The sequence below is a fragment of the Phocaeicola intestinalis genome (genome assembly GCF_014837065.1).
Classification (GTDB): domain Bacteria; phylum Bacteroidota; class Bacteroidia; order Bacteroidales; family Bacteroidaceae; genus Phocaeicola; species Phocaeicola intestinalis.
On the sequence record NZ_JACSPP010000072.1, the window covers coordinates 1 to 17,762 of the forward strand.

Genomic DNA, 17,762 nt, shown 5'->3' on the forward strand with positions numbered 1-17,762 from the left:
TTTCGTGTGTGCTTTGGGCGATTTTTTGGTCTTTTTCGCTCCTGTTCTTCGTCAGATAGCCCGCTATCTTCCTCATCGCAGAAGCGAAAATGCCTCAAAAACTCATCCCAAATCATCGCACGATAAATTCAAAACAGCTTCTAAATTAGTTACTTACATAACGGCTCTAGTTTTGCAGCTTGCTGAACTTGAATAAATTACTTGATTTCCCATGTATCGTTGGTATCGAGCAATTCTGCAAAATTATGGTATGGTTTCTTTGCCGACACTTCCTTTATCTGCTCTTCTACCGCTTCGTCATAAGTAGGAGCTTCCACATCGCGGATTACCCCCAAGGCAATGGGAAAATCCGGTCCTTCCATCAATGCCAACTTCAATTGCAAGGTATGGTCCTCACAATGGGCGTCGTGTACAAGGATATCGCTCTCCGTAATGCCGTTTTCACCCAATTTCACGACTTTCAGCCCAAAGCCTTCCTGCATCAAGCCAAACTCCCGGTTCGGTCCGAAAAGCATAGGTTTGCCATGTTCCAGATAAATGGCATTGCGTTCCCGGTCTTCTTTTTTCGCTACGGCATTGTGCGTGCCATCATTAAAGATAACGCAATTCTGCAACACTTCCACTACCGAAGTACCTTTGTGACGGGCAGCTGCCTGCAACACCTCGACAGATGGTCCGCCATCTACAGCTGCACAGCGGGCAAAAAAGCGTCCACGGGCACCAAAGCAAAGCTCTGCCGGCCGGAAAGGATCTTCTACCGTGCCGTAAGGTGACGACTTACTGACAAAGCCACGTGCTGACGTTGGCGAATATTGTCCTTTCGTCAAACCGTAAATACGGTTGTTCAACAAGATGATATTAATATCCACATTACGGCGAATAGCGTGGATGAAATGATTTCCTCCAATGGCAAGTCCGTCACCATCACCCGAAATCTGCCAGATGGTAAGATTCGGATTTGCCACTTTTGCCCCTGTAGCAATGGCTGCCGCACGCCCGTGAATGGTGTGCATACCATACGTATTCATATAATAAGGCAAACGCGATGAACATCCGATACCGGAGATAACAGCTATTTCATGGGGAGGTACACCCAACTCGGCAAGTGCCTTATGAAATGAGTTCAAGAATGCATGGTCGCCACATCCGGGACACCAGCGCGGCTGGCCTGCTTTATAATCGGCTGCTGTATACATAGTTGTTTTTTAGTTTTTAAGTTTGTGAGTTTTTTAGTTTTTAAGTTCGTGAGTTTTTTAGTTTTTAAGTTCGTGAGTTTTTTAGTTTTTAAGTTTGCAAGTTCTTAAGTTCGTGAGTTTATTCTTTCTCAACTTAAAAACTTAAGAACTGAAAAACTTAAAAACTTAAAAGAACTTATCTCTTATGCATTCAGAATGCGATTAAAGGCTTCTACCAGTTCTTGCACAACGAAAGGCTGTCCTTTCACCTGATTAAACTGATAGAGATGAATGCCTTCTACCTTCATGCGCAGGTAGCCTGCGAGCTGTCCCATATTCTGCTCTGCCACCACAACTTTCTTGTAACGGCGAAGCACTTCTGCTGTATTTTTCGGCAGCGGGTTAAGGTATTTGAAGTGTGCCAGTGCCACCTTCTTGCCCTGGTCGTTCAATATGTCCATGGCAGAATGCAAATGTCCGTATGTACCGCCAAAACCGACGATCAACAAATCTGCATCCTCACATCCTTCTACCTGCAAATCGGGAATGCACGAAGCGATGCGTGCTACTTTTTCCGCACGAATGCCCGTCATCAGGTGATGGTTTTCGGGATCGGTAGAGATGGCACCTGTCTCGCTGCTTTTTTCCAGTCCTCCGATACGGTGCATGAAACCTTTCGTGCCAGGTATCGCCCAATAACGTACTAACGAATTCGGGTCACGCTGGAAAGGCGTCCACGAGCCTGCCATTTCCGGCTTGACGTATGGCGGACGAATCTCAGGATATTTCGCCAAATCGGGTAAATGCCATGCAGCCGAACCATTAGCGATGTAGGCATCGGTAAGCAATACCACGGGAGTCATATGCTCTAAAGCTATCTTACAGGCCATGAAAGCGGCATCGAAACAATCGGTAGGCGAAATGGCAGCGATGACCGGCATCGGACTTTCGCCGTTTCTTCCGAACAATACCTGCAACAAATCTGTCTGTTCCGACTTGGTAGGCAAACCGGTGGAGGGACCTCCACGCTGCACATCCACAATGACCAATGGAAGTTCGGTTATCACCGCCAGATTCATCGCCTCACTCTTCAGGCAAATACCTGGTCCTGAAGTAGTAGTGACAGCAAGTGCACCGGCAAAAGCTGCACCTACAGCCGAAGCACATCCGGCAATCTCGTCTTCGCATTGCACGGTTTTTACGCCTAATGACTTATGCTTCGCCAATTCGTGCAGGATATCAGTGGCAGGTGTAATCGGATACGAGCCCAAATAAAGTTGTAATCCGGCTTTTTCAGCAGCAGCAATCAAGCCGTATGCAGTCGCTTTGTTGCCATTGATGTCCATATAACGCCCTTTTTCCTTAGGCTCCTTACTCGGTACTGTATAGCTGGCAGAAACAGAAGCATGTGTGTTTTCGCCAAAATGATAGCCATCGTAAAGCACCTTAATATTAGCTTCTGCTATTGCCGGTTTCTTGGCAAACTTCTCGCGCAGCAGTTTTTCACCTACACTGACATCGCGGTGGAACAGCCAACATACCAGTCCCAATGCAAACATATTCTTGGTACGCATGATAGACTTATTATCCAATCCGCTGTCTTTCAGGCTCTCTTTGCACATCGTGGTAATGGCTGCCTCTACTACTTCGTTTTTGATACCCAGTTCAGAGAATGGGTTTTCCAATTGGAACTGTGCTTTCTCCAAATCACGTTTGGTAAACGAGTCCGTATCGATGATAATAACCGCTTGAGGCTTACAGAACTTGTACTGTGTTTTCAATGCAGCAGGGTTCATAGCGACCAACACATCACATTTGTCTCCCGGCGTATAGACCTTACCCGACCCGATATGTACCTGAAAGCCCGATACTCCCGTCAGCGTACCTTGCGGAGCCCGTATATCAGCCGGATAATCGGGGAATGTACTGATATCATTTCCTTCCGTAGCCGAAATATTTGAAAACATATTTCCGGCAAGCTGCATGCCATCGCCCGAATCTCCAGAGAAACGAACTACGACATCATGCAGTTCTTTGACTATCATTTCTTTTGCCATACTATATTTTTTTAGAGTTCTCGTATTAAATGCACACAAAATTGGGGAACTTCCTTTAAAAATCAAAATAAAAAGGCAGAATTATTACAAAAAATGTAAGGTCCTTGTGTTTTTCTTGAGCAAATATATGGGAATTAGCACAAAAAGCAGTAAATTTGCACACTCGCCTTGGTAGTTCAACGGATAGAACAAGCGTTTCCTAAACGTTAAATAGGGGTTCGATTCCCCTCCGAGGTACTTTTATTTACTATTTTACTATTTATGATTTACTATTTTAAACAAATGACAAAATAGTAAGAAGCTGTTTTGAATTTCTCCAAAAAATTTTTCTTGGCTTGATGTATCCTTTTTCGTGTGTGCTTTGGGCGATTTTTTGGTCCTTTCCGCTCCTGTTCTTCGTCAGATAGCCCGCTATCTTCCTCATCACAGAAGCGAAAATGCCTCAAAAACTCATCCCAAATCATCGCACGATAAATTCAAAACAGCTTCTAAATCGTAAAATCGTAAATCAAGGGATGTTTATCAATTTGTGTATCTGAAGGCTTAACCGCCACTGTGGATGCTTCTTTATATACTCAATCACTTCTTCTGTATTTTGGCACGAACACGGCTGTAGAAAATGTTCTTTTGCTTCTATTAATAAATAAGGAGAGACATCTTGTCCGAGATAAACCACTTTCACTTCATCAACATGCTTGACGCGAAGAATTGTTCCTTCTTTTGGAGAACAGGTTACCCAGTCTACCGCTTCGGGCAAGATTTGTGTTCCATTGGTCTCGACAGAAACATATTTGCCGACTTTGTGCAACAAATCAACCAATGCATCGTTTATCCACAACCCCGGCTCTCCTCCAGTCAGAATAACCATCCGGCAGGGATATTTACATACCTCTTCTACAATTTCCTCATCGCTCATTTCCGTTCCTGATTCATGCGATGTATCACAAAAAGCGCACTTCAGATTGCATCCCGAAAAGCGTACAAATACAGCAGGGGTTCCTGCATGTGCCCCTTCTCCTTGCAGGCTATAGAATATTTCGTTAATCTTTCTCATAAATTACCGTATTGCCTTCCGATTCCCTTACTTCCACCTTAAAACAATGTGGTACCTGTTCGCATACCCAACGAGCGATATTTTCTGCCGTCGGATTAAAAGAGAATACTTCATTCAAATGACGGTGATCCATTTGTTCTTTTACTATCTTTTTAATTTTAGAAAAATCAACTACCATACCACACTCGTCCAGTTCCTTGCTGCGGCAATATACGGTGATTATCCAGTTATGTCCATGCAGATTTTCGCACTTGCTGGGATAAGAAAGTGACAGGCTGTGCGAAGCCGATATTTCCATACGTTTGATGACTGTATACATAATGCTTGTTGTTCTAAGATTGTTTATCGTAAAAAACGGTTAGTGCCTAATGTCACCTCGGCACTTTGCAAAGATAAGAAAGAATTTGCATCTGGGCAAACAGGAAGAAAAGAGTCTATATAATAAAGGAGTTAAGCCTATAGCTGATTTTCCACCACCAGACTATTGACTTAACTCCTTTACTTCTTTAATTTCTCAATTCCTTATTATGATATTATCAGGCTTTTCCGGTTTCTTCTTTCTGTCCTTTCCGGCCTCCCAACATCAAGTAAGCCACTGGGGCAGCTACAAACAATGAGGAGAACGTACCGACTACCACACCCAGAATCATTGCAAATGAGAAACTGCGGATGCTGTCGCCTCCCAAGAAGAAAATGATAAGCAATACAATCAACGTACTCTGACCGGTATTCAACGTACGGGCAAGTGTCGTATTCAAAGAATCATTGAACAGTTTTGTACGTTCACGTTTCGGATACAGGTGATAGAACTCGCGCACACGGTCGAATATAACCACCTTGTCGTTAATAGAATAACCGATTACCGTCAATACTGCACCGATAAATGTCTGGTCTACCTCCAATGAGAACGGCATCCAACCGTAACATAAAGAATAAGCACCTACTACCAGCAGCGTATCCACCGCCAATGCAGCCGTTGCACCCACACTATATGCAATGTTGTTGAACCGAATCAAGATATACAGACCGATAGCAATCAAGGCAAAGATGACCGACCATACAGCAGATGTCTTCAAGTCGTCTGCTACGCTCGGACCCACCTTCTGCGAACTGATGATGGAACATCCTTCCGTATTGTCACGGTCAACAAACTGCTCGAGAGTCAAACCATCGGGCAACAGATTGCCTTCCTTGAAAGCGTTATACAAAATACCTTCTATTTCGGCATCTACATTTGCACCATCCTCTGCTATACGATAGTTGGTGGTCACACGGATACGGTGTCCGTCAGTTCCCAAGGCAATGGCTTGGATATTGGCATCATCCACCTTGTTTTCCAATAAGTCGCGTACGGTTTCTGGCTGAACCACCTTGTCGAACTGTACAACAAAGTTACGTCCACCTGTAAAGTCAATACTGGGCGACAAACCACGAACCACAAACGAAACCACGCATACCAGAATAAGAATACCCCATACGGTAAACGAACGTTTGATGATTCCCATAAAGTTGAAATGCACATTCTGGAACAGGTTCTTCGATATGGAAGTAGAGAATGTCAGGTTACGGAGCTTTCCTTTTGCCAGGAAATGTTCGTAAACCAGACGGGTCATATACACTGCTGTAAAGAACGAGCAGATGATACCGATAATCAATGTAGTAGCAAATCCGCGGATAGGTCCGGTTCCGAAATAGAACAGGATAACACCCGTAATGATAGATGTCAGGTTAGAGTCGAAGATGGCCGAGAAAGCACCTGAATAACCCGCATTGATTGCTTCTTTCATTGTCTTTCCAGCCTTCATCTCTTCCTTGGTACGTTCGTGAATCAACACGTTGGCATCCACCGCCATGGCCAGCGAAAGCACCATACCGGCAATTCCGGACAATGTCAATGCGGCTTGGAACGAAGCCAGAATACCCATCGTAAAGAAGAAGTTGAATATCAGTGCAAAATTGGCAATCATACCTGGAATAAAACCATACATCAGGCAGAGGTAAGCCATCAAGGCAATCAAGGCTACTATAAACGAAACCAATCCCTGATTGATAGACTGCTGTCCGAGCGAAGGTCCTACGATATCTTCCTGTACGATACGGGCAGGAGCCGGCATCTTACCCGACTTCAGCACGTTAGCCAAGTCTTTAGTTACTTCCGGAGTAAAATTACCGGTGATTTCCGAATTACCTCCCGTAATCTCAGAATTTACACGCGGCGCACTATATACATAACCATCCAGTGCAATAGCTATTTCCTTGCCGATATTTTTCTTGGTCAGTGCAGCCCAGCGGCGCGAACCGTCGGTATTCATCGACATTGTTACACAAGGCTTGTTAAACTGGTCGTATGAGTCGCGTGCATCTGTGATGACATCACCTTCCAGCGGAGCACGTCCGTTACGCTCGGTTACGCGGATGGCATACAATTCGAATATGTGACCCGTCTGGTCCATTTCCGAAGCCTTCACGCCCCACATCAACTTCAGGTCACGCGGCAGGATTTCTTTCACTTGCTTCAGATTCAAGATGTTGTTTATGGCAGCTGTATCCTTATAGTCAGCATATCCTACGATAGCTCCTATACCGCTTTGGTTGGGCTGGAAAACAGCCAGCAACGGATGTTCTTTCTTCAGTTGTTCCAAATCGGCGGTGCTTTGAGCTTCGGCCGTCTCTCCCTTCAGTACTGCGGCCAGGCTGTCTTTCGAAGAAAGAGCGGCTTTGGCTTCTTCTTTCTTCATTTCCACCGAGTCGGTCTTCACCGAATCCGTAGCAGTCCCCATCGCAAGACGGGCACGTTCATCGGCCGACATCAATATAGGAACAATATCCTTGGCTTCGTATGTTTCCCAAAACTCCAGATTGGCAGAACCTTGCAGAAGGTTTCTCACACGTTCCGGTTCTTTGATACCCGGCAATTCCACCATGATGCGTCCCATCGAACCTTCTACTGCCTGAATATTGGGCTGAACCACACCGAAACGGTCGATACGTGTACGCAACACGTTATATGAGTTGTCGATGGCAGCCTTCACTTCTTCACGCAAAGCTCTTTCCACTTCAGCATCGGTGCTGCGGGTATTCACCTTGTCCTTCATCTGCTGTGTAGCGAACAACTCGGCAAGCTTGCCATCGGGAACCAACTTTTTATACTCTCTCACAAACAGTGTGATAAAATCTTCCTGACTGGTCACCTGTTTCTTGGCAGCTTCTGCCACAGCCTTGTTGAAAGCTTCATCAGTCTTGTTGTCGGCAAGTGCCTTCACTACATCCGGCACAGAAACTTCAAGGATGACGTTCATACCACCCTTCAAGTCAAGGCCCAGTCCGATTTCCAATTCACGACATTTTTTCAGCGTATAACTGAACCATACCTTCTTGTTCATTACCGAATCAAGATAATGTGTCTCGCCTTTCGGATCTTCCTCCGCCTTATTCATGTGATAGCGGGTCACGAAAGAAAACGAAAGGTAGAACAAGCAGACCAGGGTCAGTAATAGCGCAAAAAACTTTACGAATCCTTTGTTTTGCATGTTACTTTAATTTATTATTTACTTTTTAATTAATATGCGTTTATTCAAGGTTGCAAATATAGTTCTTTTCATTTACATGAAGAAAAGGATTTTAATTATTTCGGCATTTCAAAGCAAAAAAGATGAATTTCAACGGCAACAGGCATCAAGAAACAATCCTTTTCGGACAAAGAAGTGACCCGATTGCATATAAGTGCGCGGCTCTACGCATATAAGTACATCGGACAACGCACCCATATGCATAAGCCCATGTAAGTAAGTGCTTTCCTCATCTCAAGTTTTCCAGACGGTTCACCGCTCCAAGATGCACCATACGGGATAATGGTCGGAAGCACGGATGCTGCGGTCCACCTTACATTCGAGTACACGAAATGCCGGAGTAGCAAAGATATGGTCGATGCGAAAATAAAAGTGGTTCTGATTATAAGTAAATCCAGGACCGGCACCAGCCTCTACGAATACATCGCACAGCCCTTCACCGATAACCCGATGGGCATACGAAAGGGGAGAATCATTGAAATCACCGCAAACCAGCATATAACGTGAGCGGTTCCGCCGGATAGCCTGTGCCACCGAATCGGCTTGCGGACCTCGGAGTGCCCCGGCATCTGCCAATTTGCGCAACAGGTATTTGCTCTCGCTCTTCACATTGCCTTCAGTGGGCGACTTCAAGATATCGTTGTACACCTTCTTGTCGTAACTGTCCAATTTATTCGACTCCAGATGGTTATTGATAACTACGATTGTATCTTCATCCACTTTCAAGCGGTACATCACACTCCCGTTAAACTGACTGGCATACGCAATGCGCTCTTCCGACAAAATGGGATAGCGTGAATAACAAGCCAAGATGTCTCCCCCTTCCGTACGTGTCGTTTTCGAATACGGATAAGCCGCCAATGCTTCCTTTATTTGTGCCTTCGAAGCATGGGTTCCCGGCATAAACTCTTGCAGGCAGATAATGTCTGCCCCACTCTTGCGCAAATAAGCCAATACAGGATTCTCTCCGTCGGTTTCTCCTTTCTCGCCGGCAGCAATGCCCTGTGTGTTATACGTGAGAAATTTCAGGTTCTTCGCTCCTGGCGTACCCTCTTTGATAGAACCTACGGGGAAATATATCCGCAAGCTGTTCCATCCGGCAGCAAAAAACAACAAAGGCAAACACACTCCCCATGGCTTCAGGCAAAGCCAGACGAAACAAAAAGCCAGGTTCAGGCACATAAATATGGGAAAGAACAAACCTGCACACGCTCCTACCGGATGTTCTACCGGAGAAATATAAGGACTATAGGCACAAACCAGAAAGGCTATGCCTATCAATCCATTCGACAAGGCCAAAATGGTCAGTATGAAATGCTTAACGATTTTCATTTCTTGCTTGCATCAAACAGACTTTTCTTTTCGTCTTCGGTCAGACTATTGTAACCTGACTTTCTGAGCTTGTCCAATATACGGTCAATCTCATCAGCACGTGCTTTCTTGCGTGCATTGAAGTCGTAATCTTTTTCCTTGTCTCCATAATGCACTTTCATCTTCGGCTTGCGGGGAGTCTGACGCCAACGACCCGAACAAAAATCTAAAGCCATGTTAATCCATCGGGTTAGGTCGCGCCCCTTTACCAGACCAGAAGCAAACCACCATCCAGCCAAAGCACCTCCCAAATGAGCCAGATGTCCTCCGGCATTGTCTGCAGTCATAAACAACAGGTCGAGCACTACCATAAAGATAGCTACATATTTCAAGCGTACCGTTCCGATAAACATAAATTGTACGGGATAATCGGGCTCACGCACCGCCGTAGCCACTACTATGGCAAGTACTGATGCCGAAGCTCCCAGCAAGTATGAAAAAGCGACTGCATCCCGGAAGTAAGGGAAAAGATTATAAGCCACCATATAAAGTACCGCACCGGCTATGCCTCCCAACACGTATAATCCACGCAGGTGTCTTGCCGAGAAAAAGTTCAGGAACAGCCTTCCGAACCAATACAGCCACAACATATTGAACAGGATGTGCAAAATACCGGCATGCATGAACATATAGCTCAGTACCGACCAAGGCTGGCGGATAAATCTCCCCAACGATGCCGGAAACATGAGGTAATTCATCCACTGTTGTCCTCCCCCCATATTAAATAAGGTAAGGAAAAGGTTCACCAGGGCAACAAGCAAAAACACGCCGACATTAATGTAAATAAGTTGGGTCACAATATCCCCACGCCTGAAGTTCTCTTTCAGGTTAGTAATAAATCTGCTGTCCGCCGCCATTTTTCTTTCTCCAATAAATGATTAATATGAATCCAAAAAGCATGCCTCCCAAATGAGCGAAGTGTGCCACCCCGTCTCCCCCACTGATGCCCAGCACCAGTTCGAGTACGGCATAACCAATAACAAAGTATTTCGCCTTGATAGGCATCGGTATCGGAAAGATGAACATCTCGCTATTGGGAAACAGCATACCGAAAGCCAGCAAGATGGCATATACAGCCCCGGATGCTCCCACAGTGGTCAGCATATTCAAGTATTCTGCCATCGAAATGACACCCATACCGGTATCTACCCCATCGTATTGTGACAAACTCACTACATACTCGATGTATTGCACCGCTTCCTGTATCAGTCCGGCGCCGATACCGCACAAGATGTAATAGAATAAGAACCGCTTCGGTCCCCAAACATTTTCCAACGTACGTCCGAACATCCAGACTGCAAACATATTGAAGAAAATATGTTGGAAATTGGCATGCATGAACATATAGGTAATCAGCTGTGCCGGGTTGAAATCAGATGCCAGGAAGAAATGCAGCCCCAACATATCGTTCAAGTCTATTCCGTACCGTTTTGCCACGACATAGCCAAAAAAGCACAGTACATTGATAATCAGTAGATTTTTTGTTACAGTTGGCATATTGTTCATATCGTTGTATTCTTTAGTTTTTAAGTTTTTAAGTTTTTAAGTTTTTAAGTTTAATTCTTCATTCATCATTCTTCATTATAAAAGCTTTCCTTCAGCACCAGTAATCCTTCGGGTCCCATATTGAATAATAAATCGATGATGCTTAGGTTCGGAAGGAAACCGGTTTGCGCATCGAACACCTGATAATAAGGCTTAGGCACGAACCGCGGGTCATTAGCCTCAAAAGGCTTTTTCGGATGAATCCGTTCGCGGAAGTCTTCTACCCCTTCGGGTGATACACAAAAATCATCAGTAGGTACAATGCAAGGTTGCATATCCAGTTGCCTGCATATCCACCGGCACAAATCAGCATTGAAATCATACAAGAAAGTATACCTCCGCTTGTAAAACTCCTGGAATTCATCAGCATAATAATCAAAGAACGGGCTGTGCTTATAGCCCGCCACAAATGCATTCCAATGCACATGCCGCCAGTTCCCATGGTCGGAAATGCGCACATCTTTCATCAAACATTTCTGTTCGTCACTCTTTTCGGTAGGAATGGTCAGAGCCAACGGTCCTGCCGCCGAAGCGATAACACACCGGTTCCGGTAAGTCTGTTTCGCATAATGGTCGAACCGTTCCACATATACCTTATCATACGCATAGAGTTTCGTATAATACTCTACCGGTGCCAGATACGCCGAACTTAACAATATTTCTTTTTCCATTCTTTATTCTACACGTTGTAAAAAACGCCCCTTCCGGGTAGTAAACCAAATGCGCCACGCTTTGCCAATGATGCATTCTTCGGGCACAAAGCCAAACAAACGGGAGTCGGCAAGATTGACCGGGTCATTCGAAGCCATCCAATAATAATCCTTACTGAATGTATACGAACGCACCGGCTTTCCTTCCACCCACAAGGTATCTCCCTGCACGGTGGCATTTTTCCCCTCATGCGACACAATGGTGTTGCAAAGCAATACCGCATTCCAAGGATAGACCATCACCGGAATACCTTTTTCGGGCACCACATAAGGATGTACCTCCTTGGCTAGTTTGGCATTCAACGGTGTAAAAATTACCTTCCCTTTTCCCTTTTGCGCAACGAGATACAGTTCATATCGGCTGAAGCTCCGGATGAAATCGCCTTCCTCGGTATATCCCACCAAAGGATTCTCAGAAATACCTACTGCCTTCAATATTGCCTGTACAGTATCTTCTTGTGCCGAAGGATATACATACAAAGCTTTGTTGTCGGGACTCCAGACTTCATTTTCCGCATCAATCAGCTCGCGGTTCAACAACAATGTATCTCCAGCCCTACCTATACAACGGCTGATAAACACACCACGCCCCTCCATCCATCGGGACGGATTACCCGGACTTGGGTCGTTGAACAAGACTATATCTCCTTTCCTGATATCGCAAGAACCGATACGGTGGTATCCGAATACCGATGGAAAAGGCATACGCAAACCGTAGCTCCACTTGTTCACCAATACCCCTTCGCCTTCGTAAAGGCTGTTTTCCATTCCCGACGAAGGAATAAAGCAAGACGTGACAAGGAAAGCTTTCACCAATACTACCGCCAGCACACATCCGGCAATTCCTTTCAGTATGGTTTTCCAGCTTGCATTCATATAATTAATCAGGTACTGGCTGACCAGGTTTTCAATACATCAGGTATCTAAAGCCTGGCCAACCCGTACACGCTATGTTATTTTATCGAATCCACAAACTTAAACAACCGGTTCCAACGAACCTTACCGTCCAGCCATCCACGGTCTTGATCCAAGGACAACCAGATAAATATCGGCTTGCCCACAATATGGTCTTCAGGCACAAAGCCCCAAAAACGGGAATCGGCCGAATTATGCCGGTTATCACCCATCATCCAGTAATAATCCATTTTAAATGTATAACGGGTGGTCTCCTGTCCGTTGATATAGATTCTACCCTCCTTTACTTCCAAGGTGTTTCCCTCGTAAGCATGGATCGGACGTTCATAAAAAGGCAGGTTGTCCAAAGTCAAGTCGATGGTCTCCCCCTTCTTTGGAATCCATATCGGACCATAATTGTCAAGTGTCCATCCGGTCACCTTATTTACGGGGTAAAGTCCTTCGATAGCCTCATCAGGCATGTTTTCGATAGAGACCACAATATCCTTGCGTGCCAAAAGACCCGCTTTCGCCTTCTCCGTCAACGGTATATTATAAACAGATTCCTCGGGATAATACATAGCCCGGTCCTCTGCACTGATACCCAGTTCGTGACACAGGTCATCGGGTAACATGCCTTTCGTATGTACGATATAGCGGTATTGTACATTGTCGGGCTCTTTGTTTGCCTTACCGTCCAGATATACAATGCGGTCTTTTATCTGAAGCGTCTGCCCCGGAAGTCCAACACAACGTTTCACATAATTCTCACGCCGGTCTACCGGACGTGCGATGACCTTTCCATATAGTTGCGGGTTTTCATCGATATACTTGCGTCCGGCTGCGTAATAATAATCAAATACTTGCCGTTGCTGCTCGGCATCCAAGCGCGAGAAATCGACCTGCTGTGACAATTGTCTGCCTGCATCATAACTCAAGCGGTACAAGTCATCAGCCGGTATGGCTGTAGCCACGCTATCTCCTGCCGGGAAATTAAAGACCACGATATCATTCAGTTTTACCGTACCCAATCCGCCCACACGCTTGTAATCCCAATGAATCCATTCCAGATACGACTTACAATTGAAGACCGGAAGCGTGTGCTGAGTGAGCGGCATATGCAAAGGAGTCTGTGGAATACGAGCCCCATAACTCATCTTGCTTACGAACAAATAGTCGCCTACCAACAATGATTTCTCCAACGAAGAAGAAGGAATAACATAGTTCTGGAAAAAATACAGGTTGACGAAATAAACCGCTACCAATGCAAACACAATGGCATCTACCCACCCCATTACCGTGAGCACCGCCTTATTCTTCGATTTTTTCCACCACGTCCAAGGTATTTTCTTGGTGATATAGGCATCGAAGATAAAAGGGATGACGACTATACCCAGCCAGCTTTTCAGCCAGATGAGAAAGAGAATGTATAAAAACAAGACAATGCCGAATTTCACCCATTGCCTGCGCGATGCTTGTATCATACCCGTTCCTTAAAATTGAAATAAGTCATTCATTCCCAAAAAGCCTTCGTGAACAGCTGTATATTCAGCAGCCAGCACAGCCCCCAAGGCAAACCCTTTCCGGTTTTTTGCATCGTGTGTAATGATGATGGAATCGGCTTCCGATTCGTAGCGGATAGTATGGATACCCGGCACTTCATCCCGCCGGATAGCACTGACCGGCAATTCATCTGGAGCACACTCCGTTGTTCCACTTACAGTACCGTCGGGAGCAGTTAAGGTGCCCATTACCCATTTACTCTTACGGTCCAGGTTTTCCAGGATACCTTCGGCAAGTGTGATGGCTGTACCGCTGGGTGCGTCCACCTTATGGATATGATGTGTTTCCACCATCGAAACATCATAGTTGGGAAAACGGTTCATTATCTTAGCCAGATACTTGTTAACCGCCGAGAATATAGCTACCCCCAGGCTGAAATTGGATGACCAGAACAATGTCTTTCCTTCTTCCTTGCACAAGCGGCGCACCTCGTCACCGTGTTCACCCATCCAGCCAGTACTACCTGATACAACTTTCACTCCTTGCTTGAAAGCCTCCATACAATTGCCGTATGCCACTGCCGGAGCTGTAAACTCAATAGCTACGTCTGCCGAACGGAAAGCATCAGAATCGATGTCCTGATGATTGTCCACATCTATGATACTTACTATTTCATGTCCGCGGGAAAGAGCGACCTTTTCTATCTCTTTACCCATCTTTCCATATCCGATTAATGCTATTTTCATAAATAAATCAATTAAATTCAGCCACAAAGATAGCGTTTTTCGTTATTAATCATTACATTTAGCGAACATTTACACCTCATTAACATGGAACAACTCTTACATTACGTGTGGAAACACAAACTTTTTGCCCTTCAGCCGCTACAAACAACCGATGGACAAACAGTGGAAATCATCGACGTGGGACTGCCCAATATACATGCAGGCCCTGATTTCTTCAACGCCAAAATCAAGTTAAACGGTGTGCTGTGGGTAGGCAACGTGGAAATACACCTGCAAGCGTCCGACTGGTTTGCCCACCGGCACCACCTTGACCCGGCATACGATTCAGTCATTTTGCATGTAGCTTCACGAATGGATGCCTCCCCTGTCCGTACCAACGGCGAACCTATCCCGCAAATGGAGCTGCATTGCCCGCCAGCCTTGCTTGCCCATTACGAACAATTGCTGCAGGAAGACCGTTATCCGGCTTGTCATGAACTGATTCCTTCCCTATCAGCGTTCTTCTTGCACAGCTGGCTATCCGCCTTGCAAGTAGAACGGTTCGAAAGCAAGACAGAACAAATACACCAGCGACTGAAAGCCTGCAACAGTGACTGGGAAAATGCTTTCTTTATCACTCTGGCGCGCAATTTTGGTTTCGGAGTGAATAGTGACACCTTCGAATTATGGGCAAAAACCGTACCTTTAACAGCAGTCAACAAGCACCGCGATAGTCTATTTCAGGTAGAAGCCCTATTTTTCGGACAAGCCGGACTGTTGCAGGAGCTTCCGATAGACACTTATACCGAAGCCTTGATAAAAGAATATGCTTACCTCAGCCATAAATTCGGACTTACTCCCTCGGCAGACTGCCATTGGCGTTTTCTCCGGCTGCGTCCGGGCAATTTTCCACATATACGTATTGCCCAATTGGCTTGCCTGTACCATCGTTCACAAGGATTACTTTCTCAACTGATGGAAACAGACAACCTGAAGCAAGTACGTGAACTGCTCCGAGGAGGTACTTCCGAGTACTGGCTGACACACTATACATTCGGCGAAATTTCTCCCGCTCATCCGAAAACGTTAAGCAACAATTCTATCGACTTGCTTATCATCAACACGGTAGTTCCTTTTCTATATGCGTATGGCAAACACAAAGCGAACGAAGCCCTTTGCCAACGCGCCAACCGCTTCCTCGAAGAACTGAAACCGGAAAACAATTACATCATCCGGACTTGGCAGGAATGTGGACTGAAAGCCAACCATGCCGGAGACAGCCAGGCGCTTATCCAACTCAAAAAGAACTATTGCGACCCAAAGAAATGCTTGTATTGCAGAATCGGGTACGAATATATGAAAAAGGTGACGAGGTAACAAGGAAACAAGGTGACGAGGTGACAAGGTAACAAGGTGACGAGGTGACGAGGTGACAAGGTAACAAGGTAACAAGGTGACGAGGTTTTAAATACCTTTACTATCCGAGGCCTTGTTTACTTGTCAACTTGCCAACTCAAAAACTTAAAAACTCAATAACTTAAAAACTCAATAACTCATGAAATATATCTATGAACTGAAAATGAAAGTACGCGACTATGAATGCGATCTGCAAGGTATCGTAAACAACGCTAACTACCAACATTACATTGAACACACCCGGCATGAATTTTTATTGTCTGCCGGCATCAGTTTTGCCAAACTTCATACAGAAGGTATTGATCCGGTAGTAGCACGGCTGACCATGGCATTCAAGACACCACTGAAAAGCGGAGACGAATTTGTTTCCAAACTCTATCTGAAGAAAGAAGGCATCAAATATGTCTTCTACCAAGATATTTTCCGTTTGCCTGATATGAAAATAGCCATTAAATCAACAGTTGAAACCGTATGCCTCATCAACGGACGGCTGAGTGACAGTGAACTTTTCAACAACCTTTTTGCACCTTATTTCAACGAATGAACACACAAGAAACACTTTACCGGCTTGCCTTGACCCAACTGCCCGGCATCGGCATCAATCATGCCCACAATCTGCTACAAGCGGCAGGGAATGCCACCTTCCTCTTTACACATACCAAAGAGTTACGCGACTTACTACCCCAAGTCAGCCCCAGACTTCTACAAGCATTCGACCATCCGGAAATACTTCACAGATGTGAAGCCGAACTTACTTTTGCCGAGAAAAACCACATTGCCTGCCTTACTTCCGATGACGAAGACTACCCTTCCCGGTTACGCGAGTGTAGTGATGCTCCACTGGTCTTGTTTTATCAAGGCAATGCCGACCTAAACAGCCGCCACATCATCAGTATGGTAGGTACACGCAATGCCACAGGTTATGGCAAAGCCTTGTGCGACCGCTTCATACACGATCTGCAAGAACTGATGCCTGATACTCTTATTGTCAGTGGGCTGGCATACGGCATTGACATCCATGCCCATCGCGCAGCCTTGCAGTACCAATTGGATACAATAGGTGTACTGGCACACGGACTAGACCGGATTTATCCATATATTCACCGGCATACGGCTATTGAAATGACAACCCACGGTGGACTGCTGACCGAATTTATGAGCGGAACAAATCCCGACAGACAGAACTTCGTAAAACGGAACCGGATTGTAGCAGGTATCAGTGACGCTACTATCGTAGTAGAATCGGCATTGAAAGGAGGCTCACTGATTACTGCCGAAATAGCCGACAGTTATCATCGGGATTGTTTTGCCTTTCCCGGACGGGTAGACGATACTTACTCTGAAGGCTGCAACCGGCTTATCTGCTCCAACCGTGCCATTTTACTCCAAAGCGCCGAAGAACTGGTGAAAGCAATGAACTGGAACCGCCCCAAAGAAATACCGGCGGCTATCCAGCGGCAACTGTTTCCCGAACTGAACGCGGAAGAGACACAAGTAGTACAACTCCTTCAAAAACAAACCGAAGGCATGCAAGTGAATAGCTTAGTAGTAGAAAGCAATATCCCCATCACCCGCATGAGTGGCATCCTCTTCGAACTGGAATTAAAAGGTATCATCCGCAATTATGCCGGAGGTGTTTACAAGCTGGTCTGAAAAATGATGAAGGATAAGAAGCTGTTTTGAATTTATCGTGCGATGATTTGGGATGAGTTTTTGAGGCATTTTTGCTTCTGTGATGAGGAA

Annotated in this window: 16 protein-coding genes and 1 tRNA gene; 4 read left to right on the plus strand and 13 right to left on the minus strand. The window is 45.5% G+C overall.

The window, feature by feature from the left end; genetic code table 11:
* Positions 1–197: 197 nt before the first annotated feature.
* Positions 198–1,196, minus strand: a complete 999-nt coding sequence (locus tag H9625_RS15585; protein ID WP_022039285.1) for a 2-oxoacid:ferredoxin oxidoreductase subunit beta — start codon at positions 1,194–1,196, stop codon at positions 198–200.
* A gap of 182 nt (positions 1,197–1,378) precedes the next feature.
* Positions 1,379–3,232, minus strand: coding sequence for a 2-oxoacid:acceptor oxidoreductase subunit alpha (locus H9625_RS15590; protein ID WP_022039286.1), 1,854 nt, complete (start codon positions 3,230–3,232; stop codon positions 1,379–1,381).
* Positions 3,233–3,397: 165 nt separating this feature from the next.
* Here H9625_RS15590 and H9625_RS15595 point away from each other — a divergent pair.
* Positions 3,398–3,469, plus strand: a tRNA-Arg gene (locus H9625_RS15595).
* A 32-nt stretch (positions 3,470–3,501) separates the two neighbouring features.
* Here the strand turns inward: H9625_RS15595 and H9625_RS15600 are convergent.
* From H9625_RS15600 to dapB, 11 genes are all read right to left on the minus strand, one after another.
* Entirely contained in the window at positions 3,502–3,696 is a 195-nt protein-coding gene (locus H9625_RS15600; RefSeq protein ID WP_191765254.1) for a hypothetical protein, read from the minus strand.
* 44 nt (positions 3,697–3,740) lie between these two features.
* On the minus strand, positions 3,741–4,286 hold the full coding sequence (locus H9625_RS15605) for a 7-carboxy-7-deazaguanine synthase QueE (RefSeq protein WP_191765256.1): 546 nt from the start codon (positions 4,284–4,286) through the stop codon (positions 3,741–3,743).
* Positions 4,273–4,605: a 6-carboxytetrahydropterin synthase QueD gene (gene queD, locus H9625_RS15610; RefSeq protein ID WP_022039288.1), complete on the minus strand. Its 333-nt coding sequence runs from the start codon at positions 4,603–4,605 to the stop codon at positions 4,273–4,275. Before queD ends, H9625_RS15605 begins: the two co-directional genes overlap by 14 nt.
* A 217-nt stretch (positions 4,606–4,822) precedes the next feature.
* Positions 4,823–7,816, minus strand: a complete 2,994-nt coding sequence (gene secDF / locus H9625_RS15615) for a protein translocase subunit SecDF (protein WP_022039289.1) — start codon at positions 7,814–7,816, stop codon at positions 4,823–4,825.
* A gap of 291 nt (positions 7,817–8,107) precedes the next feature.
* Positions 8,108–9,187, minus strand: coding sequence for an endonuclease/exonuclease/phosphatase family protein (locus H9625_RS15620; protein ID WP_191765258.1), 1,080 nt, complete (start codon positions 9,185–9,187; stop codon positions 8,108–8,110).
* Positions 9,184–10,083: a rhomboid family intramembrane serine protease gene (locus tag H9625_RS15625; protein WP_087207121.1), complete on the minus strand. Its 900-nt coding sequence runs from the start codon at positions 10,081–10,083 to the stop codon at positions 9,184–9,186. The genes H9625_RS15620 and H9625_RS15625 overlap by 4 nt, the downstream gene beginning before the upstream one ends.
* Entirely contained in the window at positions 10,055–10,732 is a 678-nt protein-coding gene (locus H9625_RS15630; protein ID WP_087207123.1) for a rhomboid family intramembrane serine protease, read from the minus strand. Before H9625_RS15630 ends, H9625_RS15625 begins: the two co-directional genes overlap by 29 nt.
* 65 nt (positions 10,733–10,797) lie before the next feature.
* A complete protein-coding gene (locus tag H9625_RS15635; RefSeq protein ID WP_087406927.1) occupies positions 10,798–11,442 on the minus strand; it encodes a WbqC family protein in 645 nt (214 codons plus the stop codon).
* Positions 11,443–11,445: 3 nt separating this feature from the next.
* Positions 11,446–12,357, minus strand: coding sequence for a S26 family signal peptidase (locus H9625_RS15640; protein WP_022039294.1), 912 nt, complete (start codon positions 12,355–12,357; stop codon positions 11,446–11,448).
* Positions 12,358–12,434: 77 nt separating this feature from the next.
* Positions 12,435–13,859 (minus strand): S26 family signal peptidase, encoded by a 1,425-nt coding sequence (locus tag H9625_RS15645; protein WP_022039295.1) that lies wholly within the window; start codon positions 13,857–13,859, stop codon positions 12,435–12,437.
* 9 nt (positions 13,860–13,868) lie between these two features.
* Positions 13,869–14,624 (minus strand): 4-hydroxy-tetrahydrodipicolinate reductase, encoded by a 756-nt coding sequence (gene dapB / locus H9625_RS15650; RefSeq protein WP_022039296.1) that lies wholly within the window; start codon positions 14,622–14,624, stop codon positions 13,869–13,871.
* An 84-nt stretch (positions 14,625–14,708) separates the two neighbouring features.
* Here dapB and H9625_RS15655 point away from each other — a divergent pair, with 84 nt between their 5' ends.
* From H9625_RS15655 to dprA, 3 genes are all read left to right on the plus strand, one after another.
* Positions 14,709–15,980, plus strand: a complete 1,272-nt coding sequence (locus H9625_RS15655) for a DUF2851 family protein (protein ID WP_022039297.1) — start codon at positions 14,709–14,711, stop codon at positions 15,978–15,980.
* A 178-nt stretch (positions 15,981–16,158) separates the two neighbouring features.
* Positions 16,159–16,563, plus strand: a complete 405-nt coding sequence (locus H9625_RS15660) for an acyl-CoA thioesterase (protein WP_022039298.1) — start codon at positions 16,159–16,161, stop codon at positions 16,561–16,563.
* Positions 16,560–17,672 (plus strand): DNA-processing protein DprA, encoded by a 1,113-nt coding sequence (gene dprA, locus H9625_RS15665; protein WP_191765260.1) that lies wholly within the window; start codon positions 16,560–16,562, stop codon positions 17,670–17,672. The genes H9625_RS15660 and dprA overlap by 4 nt, the downstream gene beginning before the upstream one ends.
* Positions 17,673–17,762: the final 90 nt, after the last annotated feature.

What these genes read in the sequence shown, in the direction of transcription:
- H9625_RS15585 (WP_022039285.1), bottom strand. Translation starts at nt 1,196, where the DNA reads ATGTATACAGCAGCCGATTATAAAGCAGGCCAGCCGCGCTGGTGTCCC.
- H9625_RS15590 (WP_022039286.1), bottom strand. Translation starts at nt 3,232, where the DNA reads ATGGCAAAAGAAATGATAGTCAAAGAACTGCATGATGTCGTAGTTCGT.
- H9625_RS15600 (WP_191765254.1), bottom strand. Translation starts at nt 3,696, where the DNA reads ATGATTTGGGATGAGTTTTTGAGGCATTTTCGCTTCTGTGATGAGGAA.
- H9625_RS15605 (WP_191765256.1), bottom strand. Translation starts at nt 4,286, where the DNA reads ATGAGAAAGATTAACGAAATATTCTATAGCCTGCAAGGAGAAGGGGCA.
- queD (WP_022039288.1), bottom strand. Translation starts at nt 4,605, where the DNA reads ATGTATACAGTCATCAAACGTATGGAAATATCGGCTTCGCACAGCCTG.
- secDF (WP_022039289.1), bottom strand. Translation starts at nt 7,816, where the DNA reads ATGCAAAACAAAGGATTCGTAAAGTTTTTTGCGCTATTACTGACCCTG.
- H9625_RS15620 (WP_191765258.1), bottom strand. Translation starts at nt 9,187, where the DNA reads ATGAAAATCGTTAAGCATTTCATACTGACCATTTTGGCCTTGTCGAAT.
- H9625_RS15625 (WP_087207121.1), bottom strand. Translation starts at nt 10,083, where the DNA reads ATGGCGGCGGACAGCAGATTTATTACTAACCTGAAAGAGAACTTCAGG.
- H9625_RS15630 (WP_087207123.1), bottom strand. Translation starts at nt 10,732, where the DNA reads ATGAACAATATGCCAACTGTAACAAAAAATCTACTGATTATCAATGTA.
- H9625_RS15635 (WP_087406927.1), bottom strand. Translation starts at nt 11,442, where the DNA reads ATGGAAAAAGAAATATTGTTAAGTTCGGCGTATCTGGCACCGGTAGAG.
- H9625_RS15640 (WP_022039294.1), bottom strand. Translation starts at nt 12,357, where the DNA reads ATGAATGCAAGCTGGAAAACCATACTGAAAGGAATTGCCGGATGTGTG.
- H9625_RS15645 (WP_022039295.1), bottom strand. Translation starts at nt 13,859, where the DNA reads ATGATACAAGCATCGCGCAGGCAATGGGTGAAATTCGGCATTGTCTTG.
- dapB (WP_022039296.1), bottom strand. Translation starts at nt 14,624, where the DNA reads ATGAAAATAGCATTAATCGGATATGGAAAGATGGGTAAAGAGATAGAA.
- H9625_RS15655 (WP_022039297.1), top strand. Translation starts at nt 14,709, where the DNA reads ATGGAACAACTCTTACATTACGTGTGGAAACACAAACTTTTTGCCCTT.
- H9625_RS15660 (WP_022039298.1), top strand. Translation starts at nt 16,159, where the DNA reads ATGAAATATATCTATGAACTGAAAATGAAAGTACGCGACTATGAATGC.
- dprA (WP_191765260.1), top strand. Translation starts at nt 16,560, where the DNA reads ATGAACACACAAGAAACACTTTACCGGCTTGCCTTGACCCAACTGCCC.